This is a genomic window from Ventosimonas gracilis (genome assembly GCF_001580025.1).
In the GTDB taxonomy this organism is placed as follows: Bacteria; Pseudomonadota; Gammaproteobacteria; order Pseudomonadales; family Pseudomonadaceae; genus Ventosimonas; species Ventosimonas gracilis.
In genome coordinates this window covers 37044-56338 of the sequence record NZ_LSZO01000003.1, presented here as the reverse complement: position 1 = coordinate 56338, position 19295 = coordinate 37044, and the positions used below count along the sequence as shown (strand labels likewise).

At 54.3% G+C, this 19295-nt stretch carries 22 protein-coding genes; all 22 read left to right on the top strand.

Annotated features, from left to right (window positions below):
• Positions 1-31: 31 nt before the first annotated feature.
• The 22 genes from AXE65_RS00310 (at position 32) to ccmI (ending at position 19291) form a co-directional block, all read left to right on the top strand.
• Complete coding sequence (locus AXE65_RS00310; protein ID WP_068386367.1) at positions 32-229, top strand: hypothetical protein; 198 nt, start codon at positions 32-34, stop codon at positions 227-229.
• A gap of 187 nt (positions 230-416) precedes the next feature.
• Positions 417-1052, top strand: coding sequence for a flagellar polar localization protein PocA (gene pocA, locus AXE65_RS00305; RefSeq protein ID WP_068386363.1), 636 nt, complete (start codon positions 417-419; stop codon positions 1050-1052).
• The gene (gene pocB, locus AXE65_RS00300) at positions 1049-1480 is read left to right on the top strand and encodes a flagellar polar localization protein PocB (protein WP_068386361.1); all 432 of its coding nucleotides are present in this window, start codon (positions 1049-1051) and stop codon (positions 1478-1480) included. The genes pocA and pocB overlap by 4 nt, the downstream gene beginning before the upstream one ends.
• A 3-nt stretch (positions 1481-1483) precedes the next feature.
• Complete coding sequence (gene lpxK, locus AXE65_RS00295; protein WP_068386358.1) at positions 1484-2500, top strand: tetraacyldisaccharide 4'-kinase; 1017 nt, start codon at positions 1484-1486, stop codon at positions 2498-2500.
• Positions 2481-2666: a Trm112 family protein gene (locus tag AXE65_RS00290; protein ID WP_068386351.1), complete on the top strand. Its 186-nt coding sequence runs from the start codon at positions 2481-2483 to the stop codon at positions 2664-2666. Before lpxK ends, AXE65_RS00290 begins: the two co-directional genes overlap by 20 nt.
• Positions 2663-3418, top strand: a complete 756-nt coding sequence (gene kdsB, locus AXE65_RS00285; RefSeq protein WP_068386348.1) for a 3-deoxy-manno-octulosonate cytidylyltransferase — start codon at positions 2663-2665, stop codon at positions 3416-3418. Before AXE65_RS00290 ends, kdsB begins: the two co-directional genes overlap by 4 nt.
• Positions 3415-3879, top strand: a complete 465-nt coding sequence (locus AXE65_RS00280) for a low molecular weight protein-tyrosine-phosphatase (protein WP_068386346.1) — start codon at positions 3415-3417, stop codon at positions 3877-3879. Before kdsB ends, AXE65_RS00280 begins: the two co-directional genes overlap by 4 nt.
• Positions 3876-4889, top strand: coding sequence for a UDP-N-acetylmuramate dehydrogenase (gene murB / locus AXE65_RS00275; RefSeq protein WP_068386341.1), 1014 nt, complete (start codon positions 3876-3878; stop codon positions 4887-4889). Before AXE65_RS00280 ends, murB begins: the two co-directional genes overlap by 4 nt.
• Before the next feature lie 340 nt (positions 4890-5229).
• Positions 5230-6279 carry a class II fructose-bisphosphate aldolase gene (fba, locus tag AXE65_RS00270; protein ID WP_068386339.1) on the top strand — a complete coding sequence of 350 codons (1050 nt, stop codon included), beginning with the start codon at positions 5230-5232 and terminating at the stop codon, positions 6277-6279.
• A 223-nt stretch (positions 6280-6502) separates the two neighbouring features.
• Positions 6503-8512 carry a TonB-dependent receptor domain-containing protein gene (locus AXE65_RS00265; RefSeq protein WP_068386336.1) on the top strand — a complete coding sequence of 670 codons (2010 nt, stop codon included), beginning with the start codon at positions 6503-6505 and terminating at the stop codon, positions 8510-8512.
• 289 nt (positions 8513-8801) lie between these two features.
• A complete protein-coding gene (topA, locus tag AXE65_RS00260) occupies positions 8802-11408 on the top strand; it encodes a type I DNA topoisomerase (protein ID WP_068386385.1) in 2607 nt (868 codons plus the stop codon).
• A 74-nt stretch (positions 11409-11482) separates the two neighbouring features.
• Positions 11483-11725, top strand: coding sequence for a hypothetical protein (locus tag AXE65_RS00255; protein ID WP_068386333.1), 243 nt, complete (start codon positions 11483-11485; stop codon positions 11723-11725).
• A gap of 8 nt (positions 11726-11733) precedes the next feature.
• A complete protein-coding gene (gene orn, locus AXE65_RS00250) occupies positions 11734-12276 on the top strand; it encodes an oligoribonuclease (protein WP_068386330.1) in 543 nt (180 codons plus the stop codon).
• 132 nt (positions 12277-12408) lie between these two features.
• Positions 12409-13008 (top strand): cytochrome c biogenesis heme-transporting ATPase CcmA, encoded by a 600-nt coding sequence (gene ccmA, locus AXE65_RS00245; protein ID WP_068386323.1) that lies wholly within the window; start codon positions 12409-12411, stop codon positions 13006-13008.
• A complete protein-coding gene (ccmB, locus tag AXE65_RS00240) occupies positions 13005-13673 on the top strand; it encodes a heme exporter protein CcmB (RefSeq protein WP_068386320.1) in 669 nt (222 codons plus the stop codon). The genes ccmA and ccmB overlap by 4 nt, the downstream gene beginning before the upstream one ends.
• A gap of 19 nt (positions 13674-13692) precedes the next feature.
• Positions 13693-14445: a heme ABC transporter permease gene (locus tag AXE65_RS00235; protein ID WP_068386318.1), complete on the top strand. Its 753-nt coding sequence runs from the start codon at positions 13693-13695 to the stop codon at positions 14443-14445.
• A complete protein-coding gene (ccmD, locus tag AXE65_RS00230; RefSeq protein ID WP_068386314.1) occupies positions 14438-14626 on the top strand; it encodes a heme exporter protein CcmD in 189 nt (62 codons plus the stop codon). The genes AXE65_RS00235 and ccmD overlap by 8 nt, the downstream gene beginning before the upstream one ends.
• Positions 14623-15075 (top strand): cytochrome c maturation protein CcmE, encoded by a 453-nt coding sequence (gene ccmE, locus AXE65_RS00225; protein ID WP_068386312.1) that lies wholly within the window; start codon positions 14623-14625, stop codon positions 15073-15075. The genes ccmD and ccmE overlap by 4 nt, the downstream gene beginning before the upstream one ends.
• Before the next feature lie 11 nt (positions 15076-15086).
• Positions 15087-17078, top strand: coding sequence for a heme lyase CcmF/NrfE family subunit (locus AXE65_RS00220; RefSeq protein ID WP_079213970.1), 1992 nt, complete (start codon positions 15087-15089; stop codon positions 17076-17078).
• Positions 17075-17611 carry a DsbE family thiol:disulfide interchange protein gene (locus tag AXE65_RS00215; protein WP_068386306.1) on the top strand — a complete coding sequence of 179 codons (537 nt, stop codon included), beginning with the start codon at positions 17075-17077 and terminating at the stop codon, positions 17609-17611. Before AXE65_RS00220 ends, AXE65_RS00215 begins: the two co-directional genes overlap by 4 nt.
• Positions 17608-18108 carry a cytochrome c-type biogenesis protein gene (locus AXE65_RS00210; protein WP_079213969.1) on the top strand — a complete coding sequence of 167 codons (501 nt, stop codon included), beginning with the start codon at positions 17608-17610 and terminating at the stop codon, positions 18106-18108. Before AXE65_RS00215 ends, AXE65_RS00210 begins: the two co-directional genes overlap by 4 nt.
• A complete protein-coding gene (ccmI, locus tag AXE65_RS00205) occupies positions 18101-19291 on the top strand; it encodes a c-type cytochrome biogenesis protein CcmI (protein ID WP_068386304.1) in 1191 nt (396 codons plus the stop codon). The genes AXE65_RS00210 and ccmI overlap by 8 nt, the downstream gene beginning before the upstream one ends.
• Positions 19292-19295 lie beyond the last annotated feature (4 nt).

Genomic DNA, 19295 nt, shown 5'->3' with positions numbered 1-19295 from the left:
CGGTTATTTTATTTGACCCATCCAGCGGGCAATGCCAATTGCTGCTAAAAAGCCAGGTACCCGCCGAACTGTTGCAGGGTTTATAAAGCAATGGACGCACTCCCTTGTTCCTTTAAGCGATACGGATCTGGATGACTTTTTAAATCAAGCCGAACGCTTTGCCTTTATCCTGCGCCTGTCTGCCAAAGTGCAACGCAACATTAAGATAGATATTAACCGCGGCAGATAAGCGTTTTAAACTTTATCTTGAATATGTCATGATAACTTTTACCTTCACCAATTTTGCCATGCACTGACCCGCTTTATCAGACGAATAGCCGATTACCCCTTATCACCTGCCGTGCAAAGAAGAACAAAGCCTTCACACCTGTGCTAAAGTCGCGCGGTTTTTAATCTGCCAAAGGGGAGAGCGATCTGTGTGGGAGCTGATTAAATCGGGTGGTTGGCTGATGCTGCCCATTATTCTTTGTTCGGTCGCGGCTATGGCTATTGTGGCTGAACGCCTGTGGACGCTGCGCCCGTCGCGCGTGTCGCCGCCGGATTTGTTGGCTGAGATTTGGAAGCAGGTGCGCGGCAGACAACCCACCGCCGCCATGTTAAAAACGCTTCGCGCTTCGTCACCGCTGGGGCAGGTGCTCGCCGCCGGTCTTGCCAATGCCAAACATGGCCGCGAGGTGATGAAAGAGTGCATCGAAGAGGCCGCCAGCAGCGTTATCCACGAATTGGAGCGTTACTTAAGCGCACTCGGCACGGTGGGTGCGATTGCCCCACTTTTGGGCTTGCTGGGTACGGTTATCGGCATGATTGAGATTTTTAGCGGCTTTATGGAAGGCGGCATGATTAACGCGCCGGTGCTGGCGGGCGGTATCGGCAAGGCGCTGATTACCACAGCAGCCGGTTTGATTGTGGCGATTCCGGCGGTCTTTTTTCACCGCTTTTTAACCCGCCGGGTGGATGAGCTGGTCATTGCTATGGAGCAAGATGCCAATAAGCTGGTTGAAGTGATGCAAGGCGAGCGCGAGGCGGACTTTAACAAGGCGGGCAGAGCGTGAAATTCCGTCGCCATCGGGGCAATGTCGCCCGCGAGGAAGTGTTCCTCAATCTAACCCCGCTGATTGATGTCATCTTTGTACTGTTGTTGTTTTTTGTCGTTTCGACCACCTTCAGCCGTCCGGCGCAACTGCGCATCGATCTGCCAGAGGCGAGCAGCGGCGCTCCGGCAGAAAACAGCGGCAAGCAACTGGAGGTCGGCGTAAGCGCGAGCGGCGATTACAGCTTAAATGGCAAGGTGCTGGCACGGCATGACCTCGCCACACTGCTCGAAGCGCTAAGCCGTGAATCCAATGGCGACAACGCTCTGCCATTGATTATCAGTGCTGATGCGGCCAGCAGCCATCAGGCCGTAGTCACGGCAATGGATGCAGCGGCGCGTTTAGGCTTTAGCAAACTGCGCATTACCACGGTCGAAAGCAGCCGTTAATCCATGCTCTCGCAATGGCTGCAAACGGCTTGGTATAACGGGCATCCGGCGCTGCATCTGCTGCGCCCACTGGAAGGGCTGTACCGCGCGGCTGTCAGGCGCAGGAGGCAGCGGTTTTTGCGAGGCGAGGGGGTTTACCGCCCGCCGTTGCCGCTGCTCGTAGTGGGCAATATCACAGTGGGTGGCACCGGCAAAACACCGCTGATTCTCTGGCTGATCGAACACTGCCGAAAGCAGGGGCTGCACGTCGGCGTGGTCAGCCGTGGTTATGGCGCAAAGCCGCCTGCCCTGCCCTTTCGCGTCACTACGCAAGACAGTGCAAAACACTGTGGGGACGAACCGCTGATGCTGGTTAAACGCACCGGCGTGCCACTGATCATTGACCCCAACCGCCCACGCGCCGTGCAAGCGTTGCTGCAACAAGAGCCGCTGGATTTAATTTTGAGCGACGATGGCCTGCAACACTACCGTCTCGCGCGGGATTTGGAACTGCTGCTGATTGACCACGCGCGCGGCCTTGGCAATCGCCGCTGCCTGCCGGCAGGACCTTTGCGTGAACCGCTTAAGCGGCTTAAAAGCGTCGATGCCTGCTTGATTAACGGCGCCAATGAGGACAGCGAAGCCGGTTTTGCGTTAAGCCTTAAACCGGTTGCACTGGTTCATTTGCAAACTGGGCGTAGTGAACCGCTTGGTTATTTTCCAGCGGGGCAAAAGCTGCACGCACTGGCCGCCATCGGCAATCCCGAACGGTTTTTTCACACATTGGAAGCACTGAACTGGCGACCTATCCGCCATCCACTGCCCGACCACGCCAGACTGCGCCCCGAACAATTACTGTTTTCGCCCGATTTACCCTTGCTGATGACAGAAAAAGACGCGGTAAAATGCGCCCCCTTTGCCCTGCAAAATTACTGGTATCTAAAAGTTGAAGCCGTGCCCTCAAAGGCTTTTGTCACTTGGTTTGACCAACAATTGGCGCGGCTGATTAAAGGAGGCTCCAATGAACCCGAAACTGCTTGATATTCTCGCCTGCCCCATCACCAAAGCGCCGCTGCATTTATCCAAAGATAAAACAGAACTGATCAGCAAAGCCGCCGGACTTGCGTTTCCCATCCGAGACGGCATTCCCATCATGCTGGAAAGCGAGGCCAGAACCCTAACCACGGACGAGCGCCTCGCCAAATGATGGTGGTTATCCCGGCGCGTTATGCCTCTACCCGCCTGCCCGGCAAACCTCTTTTAGATATTGCCGGCAAACCCATGATTGAGCGCGTTTACCAGCAAGCCTGCCAGAGCCGCGCCGCGCGGGTGCTGATTGCAACCGATGACCAGCGCATTTTCAGCGCTTGCCAGCGCTTTGGCGCAGAGGTGCTATTAACCAGTGACGCGCACCACTCCGGCACCGAACGCCTTGCTGAAGTCGCCCGCCTGCTCGCTTTGCCGGATGATGAAATTATCGTCAACGTGCAAGGCGACGAGCCGCTAATCCCGCCAGAGCTGATTGACCAAGTCGCCGATAATCTGCAAAAAAATACGGCTGCCAGCATCGCCACACTGGCCGAGCCGATAGAAAACGTCGAACAACTGTTTAACCCCAATTGCGTCAAAGTCAGCCTGGATGCAAAAAACTTTGCCCTAACCTTTAGCCGCGCCCCACTGCCTTGGCCGCGTGATGCTTTTGCCAAAAGCCGCGAACATCTGCCAGAAGATAGGCGTTGGTGGCGACATATCGGCATCTACGCCTACCGCGCCAAATTCTTGCAAGACTTTACCTACTGGGGAAGCTGTGAACTGGAACAGTGCGAGCAGCTGGAACAACTGCGCGCGCTCTGGCACGGTGCAAAAATCCATGTCGCGCAAGCGCTGGTATCGCCACCATCAGGTATTGATACGCTGGAAGATTTGCAAAAAATGCGTCAGTTATTGGAGGCCGCATGAACATCCTATTTGTTTGCCTGGGTAATATCTGCCGTTCACCGACCGCCGATGGCGTATTTACGCAGAGGATTAAAGAGGCCGGATTATTTTCTAAAGTGCATGTAGATTCCGCCGGAACCAGCGCCTGGCATAGCGGCAGTGCGCCGGATAAGCGCAGCCAGCAAGCGGCCAAAGCACGCGGTTATGACCTGTCCAAGCTACGCGCAAGGCAGGTGGAGCGCGGGGATTTTTACGACTTTGACCTGATTTTGGCGATGGATGGCAGCAATTTGCGTGACTTGCAAGCGCTCAAACCCAATAACGCCAAAGCAGAAATCGATTTATTTTTGCGCCGCTATCAAATAACTCCATTTGACGTGCCAGACCCTTACCAAGGCGGCGCAGCGGGTTTTGAGCAAGTGCTGGATTTAATCGAAGCCGGCAGCCGCGCCCTGCTGGCAGAAGTTAAACAGCGCCTGTGAATATCCGCGAACAAGTCTGCCTGAGTGCTTACAATAGTTTTGGCCTAAAAGCCAAAGCGCGATTTTTTGCAAGCGTCAGCCACGAACAAGAAATCCAGCAAGCACTCGCCTTTGCCCATAAACAACGATTACCCGTACGTATTTTGGGCGGTGGTAGCAATTTATTATTAGCCGCTGATATTAACGCGCTGGTATTACATATCCAAAGCCGTGGATTACGGATTATCCTCAATAACAACGAGCGCGTGTTGATTGAGGCCGTAGCGGGCGAGCCTTGGCATGATTTTGTGCAATGGACGCTCGCACAAAATGCCTATGGACTGGAAAACCTAAGCCTAATCCCCGGCAGCGTAGGCGCAGCACCGATACAAAATATCGGCGCTTATGGCGTGGAATTAAAAGATCACTGCCACAGTTTGGATGCACTTAACCTTGCAAGCGGCCAAGTGCAGCGTTTTTCTGCCGAAGAATGCCGCTTTGCCTATCGTGACAGTCTGTTTAAACAACAACCCGGGCGCTGGCTTATTTTGCGCGTTCGCTTTGCTTTATCACAGAAGCCCCAATTACAGCTTAATTACGGCGATATTCGCGCAAGACTTGTTGATTTAAATATCGAAAACCCCACGCCAGAAGATATAAGCCGTGTCATTTGTGCCATCCGCCAAGAAAAATTGCCAAACCCGGCCGAACTGGGTAATGCCGGCAGTTTTTTTAAAAATCCAATAATCAGTGCAGAGCAAGCCGAACAGCTTAAACAACAATATCCCAAACTGAGTGCTTGGCCGCAGCCAGACGGTCAAATAAAACTCGCTGCCGCCTGGCTGATTGAGCAGGCCGGCTGGAAGGGTTATCGCACTGGCCATGTGGGTGTACATCAGGCGCAAGCGCTGGTGCTGGTGAATTACGGTGGGGCAAGCGGCGGTGAATTACTGCAACTGGCGCACCGTATCCAGCAAGACATTAAGGATAAATTTAATGTCTTGCTGGAGATTGAACCGACGATTTGGTAAGTTGCAGGTCAAATATCTTAAAATTAAGATTGACTCTATTTTTAAAATCTTCCTCGGCTTTAAAACACCGGTTTATTAATATTAAACCCTTGAATAATCATTTCAGCCTGTACTTGGCGGCTTGATGCAAATTAATACAAATAGCGCAAGCCGTATCAGAAGAAGGCAAGGCGATAAAAGCATATGCAGGTTATGCATTATCTTGCTTTCTTTTCTTTTAAATAAAGCGGCGATTTTGACCTGGTCTGCATTCACCGGCTAACGCCAGTTTGGCAATCGGTGCGAGTTTCGGCAAAATATGCGCCTTTAACCCGCCTAAGCCTGCTTCGGGAGACCCCTGATGGCTCTAATCAGTTTGCGCCAATTGCTCGACCACGCTGCCGAATACGGCTACGGCGTACCCGCCTTTAATGTCAATAACCTGGAGCAAATGCGCGCCATTATGGAAGCCGCTTCTGCCTGTGATGCACCGGTTATCGTGCAGGCTTCCGCCGGGGCGCGTAGCTACGCCGGTGCGCCGTTTTTGCGTCATTTGATTTTGGCGGCGATTGAAGAGTTCCCGCACATTCCGGTGTGCATGCACCAAGACCACGGCACCAGCCCTGATGTGTGCCAGCGCTCCATCCAGCTTGGCTTTTCCTCGGTGATGATGGATGGCTCGCTAAAAGCCGATGGCAAAACCCCGGCGGACTACGCCTATAACGTCGCCGTCACCCGCCAAACGGTAGCCTTTGCGCATGCTTGCGGGGTTTCGGTAGAAGGGGAACTCGGCTGTTTGGGGTCGCTTGAAACCGGTCAAGCCGGTGAAGAAGACGGTATCGGCGCAATCGGGACGCTCGACCATAGCCAGCTTTTAACCGATCCGGAAGAAGCCGCGCAGTTTGTTAAAGAAACCCGGGTAGACGCGCTCGCCATTGCCATCGGCACCAGTCACGGCGCGTATAAATTCAGTCGTCCGCCGACCGGCGACGTACTCTCGATTGAGCGTATCAAGCAAATTCATCAGCGCATTCCTAATACGCATTTGGTAATGCACGGTTCCAGTTCCGTGCCGCAAGATTGGCTTTCGGTGATTAACGAACACGGCGGCGCGATAAAAGAAACCTACGGCGTACCGCTTGCAGAAATTGTCGAAGGGATTAAACACGGCGTGCGCAAGGTTAATATCGATACCGATTTAAGGCTCGCCTCCACCGGCGCGGTACGACGTTTCTTAAGCGAACATCCGGCGGAATTTGACCCGCGCAAATACCTAAAAGAAACCATAAAAGCCATGAAAGCGATCTGCCTTGAACGCTACCAAGCCTTTGGTTGCGCAGGAATGGCCAGCAAAATCAAACCGCTGTCACTGGAAGCCATGTTTAAACGTTATGCCAGCGGGGAACTCTAACCTTTAAGTTTTTCCCTCTCCCATCAATGAGAGAGGGAGGCTAAAACAAAAATACCCGTCGTCAAAAAATTGGCCTATCGCCCATTAAGCAGGGCATTAAGTTTTCGTTAAAGCCGCCGATAAACTGCTTTTTTAAACAGGCGGCACAGTCTTTGCTATTGCTGCGCGACTTGGTGGAATAACCAAGTCCATTTGATCTTTCGTAGCACTCAAGGACTGTTTAATGTATCGCCCACCCTTTGCGCCAAAACTGCTTCCTTTGTTTTTGGCCGCATTACCTATTGGCGCAATAGCGCAGGAAAAAAACGCCACCGTTTTGCAATCGGTCGTTGTTACTGCCGCCGGTTTTGAGCAGGCGGTCGAAGATGCCCCCGCTTCCATCAGCGTGATTGAGCGCGAAGAGTTGGAGAAAAAAGCCTACCGCGACGTGACCGATGTACTGCGCGACGTACCGGGCGTTGCCATCAGTGGCGGCGGCAGCAATAGCGACATCCATATCCGCGGCATGGACGGCGACTACACGCTGATACTGATTGACGGGCACCGCCAGAATGCGCGCGAAACCCGCCCCAACTCCGACTTCGGCGGCATTGAGCAGGGCTTTTTACCGCCGCTTAGCGCGATTGAACGCATCGAAGTGGTACGCGGACCGATGTCTTCGCTCTACGGTTCCGAGGCAATGGGCGGCGTTATCAATATCATCACGCGCAAAGTACCAGGGCAGTGGAACGCTTCGGCGCGGGTAGAAGGCACCGCGCAGGATGCCTCGCATTCCGGCAATATGTTTCAGCAGCAAGTGTTTCTCGGCGGGCCACTGGTCGATGAGGTATTCGGCGTGCAGCTTTATGGCCAGCGTTCGCACCGCAGCGAAGATACCTTCGTGGGCGGTTTCAGCCATCAAGAAACCGTCTCTGGCACGGCCAAATTCAACCTTGCCGCGGGCGAGCATCATGATTTCGTGCTGGAACTGGGTCAAACCCGGCAAAAACGTATCAGTCATGCCGGTCGCACCACTGCTGAAAAAAACCGAAACGACAAACCTAATCCACACAGCAGAAGCCGCTACGACAAAGACAGTTTTGCCTTAACCCACAATGGCCGTTTTGACCAAATAACCACCAATACCTACCTGCAACGGGAAACCAGCAAAAACCCCGGCAGAAAGATGACCATTGAAAATACCGAAGCCTCCAGCCAAATGACCGCCCTACTGGGCGACAACCATTTAGCGACCTTTGGTATCAGTGGCATTAACGAAAAGCTGACCGACCAAGGCAATAAACTGCCTAATGGCTTAAATACATTGCAGCGTTGGCAACTGGCGTTATTTGCCGAAGATGAATGGAGCATTACCGATAACTTTTCACTGACCAGCGGTACACGCATAACCCGTGATGAAAACTACGGCAATCAGTTTACCCCACGCCTTTATGGCGTATGGCATAGCAGCGAGCAATGGACGCTTAAAGGCGGCATTTCCAGCGGCTTTAGAGCGCCGAGCTTGCGCCAGGCGGTTGCCGACTGGGGGCAAGTCACCGGTGGTACTGACGACCCTTCGCGCGGCGGGATGATTCAAGGCAATCCCGACCTTAAGCCGGAAAAAAGCATCAGCGAAGAAATCGGTATTGTTTGGAATAACCGCGAAAACTTAAATAGCAGTTTAACCTTCTTTAATACCGAATTTAAAAACCGTATCACTAATATCAGAACCTGTGAAGACACTGACGGTATTAAACTTAATAAAGATAAACATGTTATTACCGGAAACTGTGTCGTTGAGGGCGTAGCGTATTTATTTACGCAAAAACCCATCAATGTCAATAAAGCCAATCTGCGTGGTATTGAAGCCACATTAAACTGGCAAGCGACCGCTGCGCTGCGTTTTAGCAGTAATTACACCTACAGCGAATCGGAACAAAAAACCGGCAGCCATAAAGGTAACCCGCTAAACGATACGCCGCGCCATATGCTTAACGGATCGCTCGATTACGCGGTTAGCGCGCCTTTGAGTCTGTGGACGCACGCCAATATGCGTGGACGTTCCGAAGACAGCAGTCTTGAGGGAACGCCATCCATTACCCTGGTGGATATGGGCGGCAATTATAAGCTGAGCCAAAACCTCAACTTGGGACTGGCTGTTTATAACCTGTTTGACAAGCAGGTCAACAAAGATGACCACAATCGCACCTACGACGGTCGTCGTTATTGGCTGAGTCTGTCGATGGAGTTCTGATAAGAGCTTTATTTCAGAAAAAACCTAAAAGCGCCTGCCCTGCACAGGCGCTTTTTTATTGCAGAGTATTTTATAACTCGAATGCCCCGCTTGGTTTTTTTGGAAATTAACCACTACAAGATAGTGGCAGGTTTATCAAAAATCCATCGATTGCCAGTGACGCTTCCACTCGCGTTTGAGTGACTTCAGCGCCCCGCGCTTGACCTTGGCGCAGTTCACACTATATATAGCCGCCTTCACTGGCCGTCTGCCGGGCGGCCTATCGGTTTTTTGGGAATTTTTCTTATTTATGGGCAAATCGCTGGTTATCGTCGAGTCTCCGGCCAAGGCTAAGACCATCAACAAATATTTAGGCACGGGCTATGTGGTCAAATCCAGTATCGGCCATATCCGCGACCTGCCGACCAGTGGTTCGGCCAGCCGCACCGCTGATAAAAAACCTGATAAAAAAACTAGCGTCAAAAAAGAAGCCGCCAGCACGCAAGATAAAGCCAAACGCCAGCTTTTTACGCGCATGGGGGTAGACCCGGAAAACGGCTGGCAGGCGCAGTATGAAATTTTGCCTGGCAAGGAAAAAGTCATCGACGAACTGCGCCGCCTCGCCAAAAGTGCCGATTGCATTTATCTAGCAACCGACTTGGACCGCGAGGGGGAAGCCATCGCCTGGCACTTGCGCGAGGCCATCGGCGGGGATGAAAGCCGCTACCGCCGCGTCGTGTTTAACGAGATCACACAAAAGGCCATCAAAGCCGCCTTTGCCGAGCCGGGCGAGCTCAATATCAACCGCGTCAACGCGCAGCAGGCGCGGCGCTTTCTCGACCGCGTGGTCGGCTTTATGGTCTCGCCCTTACTGTGGCAGAAGATTGCCCGCGGGCTTTCCGCCGGGCGGGTGCAGTCGGTCGCGGTGAAACTGGTGGTAGAGCGCGAACGGGAAATCCGCGCCTTTATCCCCGAGGAATACTGGGAACTGCACGCCGATTTGCAGACGAAAAACGGCGAAGCGGTGCGCTTTGAAGTCGCGCGGCAACAGGGCGCGGCGTTTCGCCCGAAAAATGAAAGCGAGGCCAAAGCGGCATTAGCGAAGCTGCAAAAAGCAAGCTTCCAGGTGAGCGAGCGCGAAGATAAAGCGGTTAAAACCAAGCCCAATGCGCCTTTTATTACCTCGACCCTGCAACAAGCGGCAAGCAGCCGTTTGGGCTTTGGCGTTAAAAAAACCATGACGCTGGCGCAGCGCCTGTACGAGGCCGGCCATATCACCTATATGCGCACCGACTCGACCAATCTGTCAGAGGATGCACTTAATCAGGTACGCGGCTTTATCCAAGATGAATACGGCAAAAAATACCTGCCGGAAAAACCCAATTTCTACTCCAGCAAGGCCGCTGCACAGGAAGCGCACGAAGCCATCCGTCCGTCTTCGGTCAGCCTTAAACCCGGGCAACTGGGCGCTATGGAGCGTGATGCCGAACGCCTGTACGAACTGATTTGGCGGCAGTTTGTGGCCTGTCAAATGCCGCCTGCCGAATACCTGTCCACCAGCGTGAGTGTGACAGCGGCGGATTTTGAACTGCGTGCCAGAGGACGCATCCTTAAATTCGACGGCTTTACCAAAGTGCTGCCGCCTGCCGCCAAATCCGGCGAAGACGGCATTTTGCCGGAAATCACCAAGGGCGATGTGCTCAAACTGCTTAAACTCGACCCCAGCCAGCACTTTACCAAGCCGCCTGCGCGTTATTCCGAAGCAAGCTTGGTGCGCGAGTTGGAAAAGCGCGGCATTGGCCGCCCTTCCACCTATGCGGCCATTATCTCGACCATCCAGGAGCGCGGTTACGTCACCGTGCATAACCGGCGTTTTTATGCCGAGAAAATGGGCGACATCGTCACCGAACGTCTCAATGAAAGTTTTGCCGATTTAATGGACTACAGCTTTACCGCCAATATGGAAACCCAGCTTGACGATGTCGCGGGCGGGCAGCGGCAGTGGAAGCACTTGCTCGATGAGTTCTACCAAGGCTTTAAGCAAAAACTTGCGCATGCCGAAGCCAAAGACGGCGGCATGCGCAGCAATCAACCGACGCTCACCGATATTGCCTGCAAGGAATGCGGTCGTCCGATGATGATTCGCACCGCTTCAACCGGCGTCTTTTTAGGCTGCTCGGGCTACGCGCTGCCACCGAAAGAACGCTGCAAAGCCACGCAAAACCTGGTGCCCGGCGATGAAATTGCCGCCGATGACGAAGGCGAGTCCGAATCGCGCGTACTGCGCGGCAAAAAACGCTGCACCCTATGCGGCTCAGCCATGGACGCTTACCTGCTGGATGAGACGCGCAAGCTACATATCTGCGGCAATAACCCAGACTGCACCGGTTATCAAATCGAGCAAGGGCAGTTCCGTATCAAAGGCTACGAAGGGCCGAGCCTTCAATGCGATAAATGCGGCAGCCAAATGCAGCTAAAAACCGGCCGCTTTGGCAAATTCTTTGGCTGCACCAACAGCGACTGCAAAAATACCCGCAAGTTACTGAAAAACGGTGAAGCCGCCCCGCCCAAGGCCGAGCCCATCCGCATGCCGGAGTTGCGCTGCGAGAAAGTCGATGACTTTTATTTGCTGCGCGACGGCGCGGCGGGATTATTCCTCGCCGCCAGCGGTTTCCCGAAAAACCGTGAAACCCGTGCGCCACTGGTGCGTGAACTACTGCCGCACAAAGATGAGCTGGATGAAAAATACCGCTATCTCACCGAAGCGCCGCAAGCTGACCCAGACGGTCGCCCGGCGATTATTCGCTTTAGCCGCAAAAGCAAAGAACATTACGTACAGACCGAAGAAAACGGCAAACCCAGCGGCTGGCGGGCGACTTATGTCAAAGACCGCTGGCAAGTCGAAGACAAGCGCTAACCTCACCCGCTGGCGGGATAGAGGCGGGGGAAAGGCTATACTTACCAATAATTTTGCTCAAAACGGAGACATCCATGTCCACAGCCACCCTTGAAATCGTTGAACTAAACGATGGTCGCATTGCACTTCGCTATGTCGAGAAGGATGAAATATTGCTGGCACTCTCCTTTTCCGGAAAAACCATCAATTTCCTGCGCGGCCAGCACCGCGAAATTGCCCGCGCGATGATTGATACCGGCGTGCAGATGGCCGCGCAAGTGCTTGGCCATCAGCCAGCAGACAATGACGACGAAAACATCCCGCACGTGCTGCACTAGGAAACCTTATGAGCAGCAGTCATCCACTGATTTGGCTGGATTTGGAGATGACCGGCCTTGACCCCGAGCGGCACGTTATCCTCGAAATCGCGACCCTAATCACCGATAGCGAGCTAAACCTGCTGGCCGAAGGTCCAGTCATCGCCATCCATCAAAGCGACATTGAACTTGCCAAAATGGACGATTGGTGCACGCAAACCCACGGGCAAAGCGGCTTAACCGAACGGGTCAAACAAAGTCGCATCAGCGCTTTGGATGCTGAAGAGCAAACCATCGCTTTTCTAAAGCAATGGGTTAAATCCGGCGAATCGCCTTTGTGTGGCAATAGCATCGGCCAAGACCGGCGCTTTTTAGTGCGTTATATGCCAAGGCTTGCCGATTACTTTCACTACCGCAATCTGGATGTCTCCACCTTAAAAATCCTCGCCGAACTTTGGGCGCCCAGGGTTAAAGACAGCTTGCAAAAACAAGGCACCCACCGTGCGTTAGACGACATCCGCGAATCCATTGCAGAACTTGCCCATTACCGTAAGCATCTGCTGAAACTCTGATAAAAACCCCTCTCCGATCAATGGGCGAGGGAAACTCTGCGACAAAATGCCAAACGAAGGGCTCTGTGGCATCGGTATAATCCGCCACTGTTTTTTCCCTGCCGTTCACTGCAAGTTCTTGGGATTTAGCCTGTGACCCATCCGCTTGTTAAAGCAACTGAGCTCTCCTGCGAGCGTGATGGGCGGCTTTTGTTTGCGCATTTGGATATTGCTCTCTACGGCGGACAAATGCTGCGCATTGGCGGACAAAACGGCAGCGGCAAAAGCTCGTTGCTGCGTATTTTGGCCGGTTTGCTTGAAGCGGACAGCGGCCAGGTTAAGCGCGAAGACTGCTTATGGATGGGTCACAGCAACGCCGTTAATGGCTTGTTAACAGCAGAAGAAAACCTCGCCTTTCTCGCCGCACTGCACGCCCCTGCCTGCGCGTTACAGATTAGAGAAGCACTTAAAAAAGTCGGCCTGCAAGGTTTTGAAGATGTTCCCGCAGCGCAGCTTTCCGCAGGGCAACAGCAACGCATCGCGCAGGCCAGGTTGCATCTGCCCTGCCCCGCCCTTTGGCTGTTGGATGAACCCTTTACCGCCTTAGATAGCAGCAATACCTGCGAACTGGAACGTCTCCTGGTGCAGCACTGCGAACAAGGCGGTGCGGTGATATTAACCACGCATCACGACCTTGGCGCAAAACCCGCCGCTTATTTTGAACTGATGCTGGCTGAACAGGTCCTGGCATGAACCTGTTTTTTGCATTATTGCTACGTGAGCTGCGCTTAAGCTTTCGCCGTCCGGCGGAACTTGCCAATCCACTGCTCTTTTTTGCCTTGGTCATTGGCTTATTCCCTCTCGCGTTAGGGCCGCAAAGCGCGTTATTGCAAGAACTTTGCGGCGGATTGCTCTGGCTTGCCGCTTTGCTCGCCGTGCTGTTGTCGTTAGATGGTCTGTTTCGTAGCGACCATGAAGATGGCTCGTTGGAACAATGGCTGCTGTGCCGCGAGCCACTACCGCTGCTGGTGCTGGGCAAAGTGCTGATGCACTGGCTTTGTACCGGTTTTGCGCTGATGCTGCTCGCCCCGCTTTTGGCGCTGATGCTGGGACTGCCGGGGCGCTGCCTGCCGGTATTGATGCTCTCCTTGCTGCTGGGTACGCCGGTTTTATCCTTGCTGGGCGCGGTCGGCGCAGCCTTGACCTTAGGTATTAAGCGTGGTGGATTATTGCTTTCTTTATTGGTTTTGCCGCTTTATATCCCGCTGCTGATTTTAGGTAGTGGCGCAGTACAGGCAAACTTGCAAGGCTTGCCAGCAAGCGGGCAACTGCTGCTGCTCGCCAGTCTTTGCCTATTGGCACTGGCACTGTGCCCGTTTGCCATTGCGGCGGCACTGTCGATTAGCCTGTCGCAGTAAAAAAGAAGATATTGACCTGATGAACTGGACTTTTTTACATCAATGGGCCTCGCCCAAAGGGTTTTACCGCAAAAGCGCGGCTTGGCTTTGGCCGCTGGCACTGCTTGCGGCCTTGCTGCTTAGCGCAGGTCTTGCTTGGGGACTTTTTTTTGCGCCGCCGGATTACCAACAGGGCAACAGTTTTCGCATTATTTACCTGCACGTACCTGCGGCGATTTTGGCGCAATCGGTTTATCTGTTTTTAGCCATCAGCGGGCTGATTGCTTTAGTCTGGAAAATCAAACTGGCCGATATTGCGTTAAAAGAAGCCGCGCCGATTGGCGCTTCCATGTGCTTTTTGGCGCTGGTTAGCGGCGCAATTTGGGGCAAACCGACTTGGGGCGCTTGGTGGGTTTGGGATGCACGCTTAACTTCGATGCTGATTTTGCTGTTTTTATACTTAGGTATTATCGGCCTCAGCAGCGCCATCCGTTCGCCCGCAGCGGCAGGCAAAGCCTGTGCACTGCTCGCGCTGGTCGGCGTGATCAATATTCCCATCATTAAATATTCGGTCGAGTGGTGGAACACCTTGCATCAACCCTCCACCTTTAAATTGACTGAAAAACCCGCCATGCCGCCTGCCATGTGGCTGCCGCTGCTACTTAGCGTGCTGGGCTTTTACTGTTTTTTTGCCGTCACCTTACTGGCGCGTATGCGTTTGCAATTACTGCGCCGTGAGCAGCGCACGGCTTGGGTCACTGAAGAATTAGCGAGGAACCAAGCCGATGTTTGAATGGCTCAGTATGGGTGGACACGGCGTTTATGTGTGGACGGCCTACGCCATCGGCCTTCTCGTGCTGCTGATCAATGCGCTATGGCCGTTTTTCGCAAAAAAACGCTTTTTACGCGATTACTGCCGTGATGCGGCTCGCCGCCAGCGCCGCGCACAATCCAGGCAAGAAGCAAGCTTATGAACGCCGTCCGTAAAAAACGTCTGCTGATTATGCTAGGCTTGGTCGCCGCGCTGGGTTTGGCGCTAACACTGGCACTGCTCGCACTTTCGCAAAATATCAATTTGTTTTACACGCCCACGCAAATCGCCAGCGGCGAAGCGCCGAACGATACCCGTATTCGCGCCGGTGGCATGGTAAAAAACGGCTCGCTCAAACGAGAGGCAGGATCACTTTCCGTGCGCTTTATCGTCACCGATTACGCAAGTGACCTTGCCATCGAATATCAAGGCATCCTGCCGGATTTATTCCGCGAAGGCCAAGGCGTGGTCGCGCTGGGGCGGATTAACGCAAAGGGCGTATTGGTCGCCGAACAAATCCTCGCCAAACACGATGAAACCTATATGCCGCCAGAAGTGAGCAAAGCCCTTAAGGAAAGCGGGCGGCTACCCAGCGGCGAGGCCAAGCCATGAACACTGCGCTGATGCTGCCAGAGCTAGGCCATTTGGCGCTGATACTCGCTTTGTGCCTTGCATTGATACAAGCCACTCTGCCGTTAATAGGCGCACTACGCGGCGCTTTGCCGTTAATTCGCCTGGCCAGACCGCTCGCGTTGGCAGGAGCCAGCTTTGTGCTGCTCGCTTTTGCCGTGCTCACACTTGCCTTTTTAAATGACGATTTCAGCGTTCGCTACGTTGCCAGCCATTCCAATACGGCGCTGCCCTGGTACTACAAATTCAGCGCGGTTTGGGGCGCACACGAAGGCTCGCTGCTGCTCTGGGCGCTGATTTTGTCCGGCTGGACCGCCGCCTGCGCGCTTGCCTCGCAGCCCTTGCCAGAGAGCATGCGTGCCTTGGTGCTGGCGGTGATGGGCATGATTAGCAGCGGCTTTTTATTGTTTTTGCTCGCCACCTCCAATCCCTTTGTGCGGCTTTTACCTCACCATCCGCTGGACGGTAACGACTTAAACCCGCTATTGCAGGATTTTGGCCTGATTGTTCATCCGCCGATGCTCTATATGGGTTACGTCGGGTTTTCCGTGGCTTTCGCCTTTGCCATTGCCGCGCTGATTAGCGGGCGGCTCGATGCCGCTTGGGCGCGTTGGTCACGCCCGTGGACTTTGCTCGCTTGGGGATTTTTAGGGCTTGGCATTGTGCTGGGTTCCTGGTGGGCTTACTACGAATTGGGCTGGGGCGGTTGGTGGTTTTGGGATCCGGTGGAAAACGCCTCCTTTATGCCTTGGCTGCTGGGCACGGCGTTAATCCATTCGCTGGCGGTGACGGAAAAACGCGGCCTGTTTAAAAACTGGACGGTGCTGCTCGCCATTGCCACTTTTTCGCTGTCCTTGCTCGGCACATTTTTGGTGCGCTCCGGCGTTTTAACTTCGGTACATGCCTTTGCCAACGACCCCGAGCGCGGCCTGTTTATCCTGATATTTTTGCTGCTGGTGATCGGCGGCTCACTGACGTTATTTGCGTTTCGTGCCGTACAAGTCAAACAGCAAAGCACCTTTACTCTACTGTCGCGGGAAACCGGCCTGTTAATCAACAACCTGATTTTGATTACCGCCTGCTCGATGATTTTGCTGGGCACGCTCTACCCGCTGCTGCTTGATGCATTAAGCGGCGCAAAGCTATCGGTCGGCCCGCCCTATTTCAATGCGATGTTTTTGCCGCTGATGGGCTTGTTATTGCTCTCGCTAAGCGTCGGCGTATTGCTGCGCTGGAAAGATACGCCCATGCGTTGGCTCGGCAAAATGCTTGCGCCGGTGCTGCTTGGCGGCAGTGTTTCAGGTTTGCTGGCGGCGTTTTTGTTGGGCGATTTTCACTTTGCCACGCTCGCCGTTTGCTTGCTCGGTGCCTGGGTTCTGCTTTCGGCACTGCGTGATATTTTTGAAAAAACCCGCCACAGCGGATTGCTGCGCGGCTTTGGCAAACTCTCGCGCAGCTACTTGGGCATGCAACTGGCTCATTTCGGTTTGCTGGTCTGTGCGCTGGGCGTGGTGCTGTCCTCGCAGTACAGCGAAGAACGTGATGTGCGCCTTGCACCGGGCGAGTCGGTTCAGCTTGCCGGCTACCGTTTTTTATTTGAAGGCACCACAGATCAACAAGGCCCGAACTACAGCGCCGAACGCGCCCGTATCCGCATCAGCCAAGGCGGGCGGCAAATCAGCGTGCTTTATCCGGAAAAACGCCTTTACCGGGTGCAAGGTATGCCAATGACCGAAGCGGGCATCGATGCCGGGCTACTGCGTGACCTTTATGTCGCCTTGGGCGAACCCTTGGAGGATGGAGCTTGGGCGCTGCGCGTGCAGGTTAAACCCTATGTGCGCTGGATTTGGCTGGGCGGACTTTTAACCGTATTGGGCGGACTTTTGGCGGCGCTGGATAAACGCTATCGAACGCGCAAAACCGCAAGAGCGCCTGCCCAACAAGCCCGCAGGCACAAAGAAACCGAAGAAGAGGCCGCCGCATGAAACGCCTGTTGCTGCTCGCACCCCTTTTGCTGTTTATCGCGCTCGCCCTGCTGCTCTGGCGCGGCCTGTACCTTGACCCAAGCGAGCTGCCCTCTCCACTGATTGGCAAGCCCGTGCCCAAGTTTTCCCTGCCGCAAGTGACCGATGAAACGCTGCTGACCCAAGAGGACCTAAAAGGCCAGCCCGCACTGCTTAATGTCTGGGCGACCTGGTGCATTGCTTGTCGTGTCGAGCATCCGCAACTGAACCAATTGGCACAGCAAGGCGTGCGCATTATCGGCGTCAATTACAAAGACGATAACGCAGACGCGGTGCGCTGGCTGCAAGAGTTCCACAACCCCTATCAACTGAATATCCGCGACGAAAACGGCACGCTAGGTCTTGACCTTGGCGTCTATGGCGCACCGGAGACCTTTTTTATCGATAGTCAAGGCATCATCCGCCACAAATATATTGGCGTGATTGATATGAACATCTGGCAACAACAACTCGCCCCGCTCTATCAAAAATTGCTGGACGAGGCCGCGCCATGAAGCGCCTGTTTACACCCCGCCCCCATTTATCGGGAAGAGGATGGCTCTTTGCCCTGTTACTGTTTTTCGCACTGCCTGCGTACAGCGCCATAGAGAGCGATGACTTTACCGACGAAAGCAAGCGACTGCGCTTTTACCAACTCACCCGCGAACTGCGCTGTCCCAAGTGCCAAAACCAGGATATTGCCGACTCCAACGCGCCGATTGCCGCCGACTTGCGCCGTGAAATCCGCCGTTTATTGGATGAAGGGCAAAGCAATGAGCAAATCACTGCGCATATGGTTTCCCGCTACGGCGAGTTTGTCCGCTATAAACCGGCACTTAATCGACATACTTGGCTGCTCTGGTTTGGTCCTGCGCTGCTTTTATTGTTAGGTTCTGCTGTGCTCGGCGCGTTAATTATTCGCCGCAAGCCTGCGCCGCCACAAAGTACCGCGCTTTCTGCTGCCGAACAGGCAAGGCTCACTGCGCTGCTTAAGGGAACAACCGATGCTTGATTTTTGGCTTGCCGCCGCTGTGCTGATACTGCTTGCCTGCGCCGTGGTACTGCTGCCCGTGCTGCGCCGCCTGCCGGTAAGCACAGAACACAGCAGGCAGGCCGCGAATCTTGCGCTTTATCACGAGCGTCTAGGCGAACTGCGCAGCCAGTTGCTCTCGCCCGAACAACTGAGCCAAGCCGAAGCCGAAGCCGCCCGCGCCCTGCTCGCAGACAGCTCCCCCCACCCCACCCCGCCCGCAGCGGGACACAGTGGCCGCACCCTTATCCTGCTTAGCGCGGCCTTATTGCCGCTGCTTGCCTTGGCGCTCTACCTGCACTGGGGAGCCAGTGCGCAGCTTGCGCTAACCCGTGAACTGGCAGAGCCTCCTGCAACGGTGCAAGAGATGTTAGGCCGCCTTAAGCGCATTACCGAGCTGCAACCTGCTGCCGTGCAAGGCTGGTATATGCTGGGACGCGCCTATATGGCGGCGGAACAACCAAAGCAGGCCGCCAGTGCCTTTGAACAAGCGGCCAAACTCTCCAATCGTGCCCCCGAAGTGCTCGGCAAATGGGCCGAGGCGCTTTATTTTGCTGCCGATAAACAATGGTCAGCCGCTACCCAGTCATTAACCGATGAAGCGTTGCAAACCGACGCTAATGAGATGAGCAGCCTTGGCCTTTTGGGTATCGCCGCCTTTGAGCAAGGCCGCTGGCAGGATGCCATCGGCTATTGGCAGCGCCTTGCCCTGCTTTTACCGGCAGGCGACCCATCGCGGCAAGCGATCGAAGGTGGCATTGCCCGCGCCCGTGACAAGCTGCAAAGCGGATCCGTTACAGCGCATCAAGACTTCGCCCTGGCTGTGCGCGTAAAACTTGCGCCAAGCCTTAAGGACAAAGTCGCGCCTGGCGACAGCCTGTTTGTGTTTATTCGCGCCGCAGGTGACGGCGCCCCGAACATGCCGCTAGCCGTCAAGCGCCTGCAAGTGACTGATTTACCAGTAGAAATAACCTTTACTGATGCCGATGCCATGCTGCCTGAGCTAAAACCTTCGGCCTTTGGGAAATGGCAAGTGCTGGCGCGAATTTCCAAAAATGGCAGCCCTACAACAGGTGAATGGTTCGCCCAAAGCAAGGTAATATCTGCACACACTCAGAGCCAAGCAGTACAGGAGTTGGTTATTGAACAGAAAGACATAAATTAAAAAC